Origin of the sequence: Mesorhizobium sp. (assembly GCF_017306585.1) — a bacterium.
Taxonomy (GTDB): domain Bacteria; phylum Pseudomonadota; class Alphaproteobacteria; order Rhizobiales; family Rhizobiaceae; genus Mesorhizobium.
Map to the genome: position 1 here is coordinate 1 of NZ_JAFKIC010000329.1, position 3,974 is coordinate 3,974.

At 65.2% G+C, this 3,974-nt stretch carries 3 protein-coding genes; 1 reads left to right on the plus strand and 2 read right to left on the minus strand.

Annotated elements, in window-relative coordinates:
• Positions 1–304 precede the first annotated feature (304 nt).
• On the plus strand, positions 305–1,702 hold the full coding sequence (locus tag J0I79_RS34165; protein ID WP_292870317.1) for an aminotransferase: 1,398 nt from the start codon (positions 305–307) through the stop codon (positions 1,700–1,702).
• A gap of 2 nt (positions 1,703–1,704) precedes the next feature.
• Here the strand turns inward: J0I79_RS34165 and J0I79_RS34170 are convergent, their stop codons facing one another.
• Together J0I79_RS34170 and dgoD are read right to left on the minus strand one after the other, a co-directional pair.
• Positions 1,705–2,712, minus strand: coding sequence for an AraC family transcriptional regulator (locus J0I79_RS34170; protein WP_292870320.1), 1,008 nt, complete (start codon positions 2,710–2,712; stop codon positions 1,705–1,707).
• A gap of 99 nt (positions 2,713–2,811) precedes the next feature.
• Positions 2,812–3,960, minus strand: coding sequence for a galactonate dehydratase (gene dgoD / locus J0I79_RS34175; RefSeq protein WP_292870323.1), 1,149 nt, complete (start codon positions 3,958–3,960; stop codon positions 2,812–2,814).
• Positions 3,961–3,974 lie beyond the last annotated feature (14 nt).

Genomic DNA, 3,974 nt, shown 5'->3' on the forward strand with positions numbered 1-3,974 from the left:
CATCGCCGCGGCCGCGACGGTTCTGATCGCCGCGTCGATCGTGCTTCTGACGGCCTCGATGGCGCTCAGCCGCCCGGGCGCGAACGCGGCGCGATAGTTCCGGCTTGGTTCTTCCATCGAATCCGGCATGGCCGCTTGTCGAGAGCGAGCGCGGCCGTCCGGAATCCATGAACACCGCCAGCATGACTCAGCCAGGAGGAGCGCGTCGCGTTTGGCGTAATTTGCACGAAAACTGGCGCAGCATATCAGGAAATTGCCTTCCAACCTTGCGACGCTGGAGACAGCAAGCAAGCCGGAGGATGCCATGACCGTATCGATACCCAACTCGACAGCCGCGCGCGACAAGGCTTTCGCCCTGCATCCCTTCGTCGATCCGCTTGCCGGCATCGAGCCCTTCGTCGTCACCCACGGCAAGGGCGTGCGTGTCTTCGACGAGCAGGGCAAATCCTATATCGACGCGGTCGCCGGCCTGTGGTGCGCCTCGCTTGGCTTCGACAATGAGCGGCTGGCGCGCGCGGCCTATGAGCAGATGCGCAAGCTGCCCTTCTACCATGCCTTCACCGGCAAGACGAACCAGCCGCTGGTCGATCTGTCGGAGCGCCTCGTGCAGCTCGCGCCGTCGCCGATGAGCAAGGTGTTTCTCGCCAATTCCGGCTCGGAAGCGAACGACACCGCCATAAAGATGATCTGGTACTACAACAACGCGCTGAAACGGCCGCAGAAGAAGAAGATCATCGGCCGCGTGCGCGGCTATCACGGCATCACGCTGGCGACCGCCTCGGTCACCGGCCAGGTGATCAACCACACCTCGTTCGACGTGCCGCTGTCAGGCTTTCACCATGTGCAGACTCCGCTTTTCTATCACAACGGCCTGCCCGGCGAGAGCGAGGAAGACTATGCCAGCCGCTGCGCCAGGGAACTCGATGAACTGATCCTCGCCGAAGGTCCCGACACCGTGGCGGCGATGTTCATGGAGCCGATCATGGGCGGTGGCGGCGTCATCGTGCCGCCGCGCACCTATTATGAGAAGATCCAGGCCGTGCTGCGCCGCCACGATGTGCTGGTGGTGGCCGACGAGGTGATCTGCGGCTTTGGCCGCACCGGTTCATACTGGGGCTCGCAGACCATGGGGATCGAGCCCGATATCCTGACCTGCGCCAAGGCGCTGTCGGCGGCTTTCCTGCCGATCAGCGCGGTGCTGGTCAGCGAGAAGGTGGTCGATGCGATCGCGCGGGAGACCCACGCGATCGGCACGTTCGGGCATGGCTTCACCTATTCCGGCCACCCGGTCCCGGCGGCGGTCGCGCTCGAAACACTCAGGATCTACGACGAGGAAAACATCATGTCCCGGGCCGCCGAGACGGGCGGGTTCCTGCAGGCCGAACTGAAGCGCCGTCTCTCCGGTCATCCGCTGGTCGGTGATATCAGGGGCGCCGGCCTCATCGCCGGGGTCGAGATCGTCGCCGACAAGGCGGAGCGCCGCAATTTCACCGTCGCTGAAAAGATCGGTCCGACGCTGGTGCGGCTCTGCGAAGCGAACGGCGTGATCCTGCGCTCCTGTCCCAACGACACGATCGCGCTCAGCCCGCCGCTGATCATCAGCCGTGCCGAAATCACCGAGATCATCGACGGGATAGAGGCCGGCCTCGACCTCATCCATCAGACCTTGCGCAGCGGCCGGCCCGCGACGGCCGCGGCATAGGCTTATCCGGGCTTCCTGCGCAGCGGGCTGCGGCTCGGGGCGCCTCCGGTCCATGTCCGGAAGGCGCGTGAGAAGACCGAGCCGTCGGCGTAGCCCGCGCTGATGGCGATGTCGGTGATCGAGTTGATGCGCCCCTGCGCAAGCAGGTTCTCAGCCACGCGCCGGCGCTCCTGGCGCACGATGTCGCGAAAGCTCGTCTGCCTCTGCGCCAACGCGCGTTGCAGGCTGCGCACCGGCATGTCGAGCCTGGCCGCGACATCGCCTATCTGGGCCGGCCGGCGTCCCATCGACTGCGCGACGATAAGACTGACCTGGCGCAGCAGATCTCCGTCCGCCGCCGCCTTGTCGGCGGCGAGGTGCAAATGCGCCTCCACGATGGGCAACAGCGCGTAGCTGACGCGCTCGGAGCGAAGCAGCAGGTCGTCGCGGGCGATGACCAGCTTGTTGACGGGCTGGTCGAAGAAGACGGGGGCATTGAAGATGCCCTGGTAGATACGCGCCCGAGACGGATTGGAGTGCGCCAGATGGACCTCCACCGGTGCCCAGTTGCGCCCCATCCGGGTGCGGATCAGGCTGCACAGATTGGCCAGCGAGTATTCGACATCCTGCCTTGTCGGGACGCCGGTTTCATCCACGCGATAGATATAGTCGGCGCCTTCAGGCGTATCGGTCAGTTCGAGTGCCCATCCTTCGCCAATGGCGTTGCCCCAGCGCGAGAAATGGGTGAGCGCCTCATGCAGGGTGCGCGATGTCGCCATCAAAAGGCCAAGCGAGCCGACCTGTTCGGAGCGGATTTCGGCGCCGATCTTCAGGCCGAGACAGGGATCGCCGACGAGATCGGCGGCCTGCTGCTGGATCGCCAGGAAGGCCGTGAAGGGCAGCCGGAAATGCGGCTCAACCAGATCCGGTCTCTTCAGCCCATGCGCCGACAGCATCGCCGTCGCGTCGAGCCCCCTGGCTTCGACGGCCTCGACGAAAGGCAGGAGCAGATAGCTCCTGATCAGATGCACCGCGCTCAATCGCCCGTCTCTCCGCAATGAGGCGATTGGAGCAAACTTCGCCGGCTTCGCCAAGGCGTGCGGCTGTTATTGCGGAAGGAACCGCCCGCATCACCACTCGGCGAAGGAGCCGTCCTTGTGCCGCCAGATCGGATTGCGCCAGCGGTGGCCCTCCCTGGCACGCTCCTTCACGTAGTCCTCGTCGATCTCGACGCCCAGGCCCGGACCGTCGGGAATGGCGACATAGCCGTCCTCATACCGGAAGACGTCCTTGTTGGCGGCATAGTCGAGCAGGTCGTTGGCGGCGTTGTAATGGATGCCGAGGCTCTGCTCCTGGATGAAGCAGTTGTAGCTGACCGCGTCGAGCTGCAGGCAGGCGGCGAGCGCGATCGGCCCGAGCGGGCAGTGCGGCGCCACCGCCACGTCATAGGCTTCGGCCATCGCCGCGATCTTGCGGCATTCGGTGATGCCTCCCGCATGCGACAGATCGGGCTGGATGATGTCGACGACGGCTTCCTCGAACACGGATTTGAAGTCCCAGCGGTTGTAGAGCCGTTCGCCGAGCGCGATCGGCGTCGAGCCGAGGGCTGCGATCTCCTTCAGCGCCTCGCGGTTTTCGCTCAGCACCGGCTCCTCGATGAACATCAGCCTGTAGGGCTCGAGTTCCTTGACCAGTATACGCGCCATCGGCCGGTGGACGCGGCCGTGGAAATCGACGGCGATGCCGATGTTGGGGCCGACGGCCTCGCGCACCATGGCGACGCGCTCGACCGCGGCATCTATCCTGTCGTGGCTGTCGACGATCTGCAGTTCCTCGGTACCGTTCATCTTCAGCGCCTGGAAACCGCGCGCGACCACTTCCCTGGCGCCAGCCGCCACCTCCGCCGGCCGGTCGCCGCCGATCCAGGAATAGACCTTGATCGACTGGCGCAGCTTGCCGCCGAGCAGTTCATGCACGGGAACGCCGAGCGCCTTGCCCTTGATGTCCCACAGCGCCTGGTCGATGCCGGCAATGGCGCTCATCAGGATCGGGCCACCGCGGTAGAAGCCGCCACGGTGCATCACCGTCCAATGATCCTCGATCAGGCGCGGATCCTTGCCGATGAGATAGTCGGCCAGCTCCTTCACCGCCGCCTCGACGGTCAGCGCCTTGCCCTCGACCACGGGTTCGCCCCAGCCGGTGACGCCGGCGTCGGTCTCGATCTTCAGGAACAGCCAGCGTGGCGGAACGATGTAGGTGGTAAGCGCGGTGATCTTCATGCCGAAAGTGGCGG

Coding starts and splice junctions, on each gene's coding strand:
- dgoD (WP_292870323.1), bottom strand. CDS start 3,960: ATGAAGATCACCGCGCTTACCACCTACATCGTTCCGCCACGCTGGCTG.
- J0I79_RS34165 (WP_292870317.1), top strand. CDS start 305: ATGACCGTATCGATACCCAACTCGACAGCCGCGCGCGACAAGGCTTTC.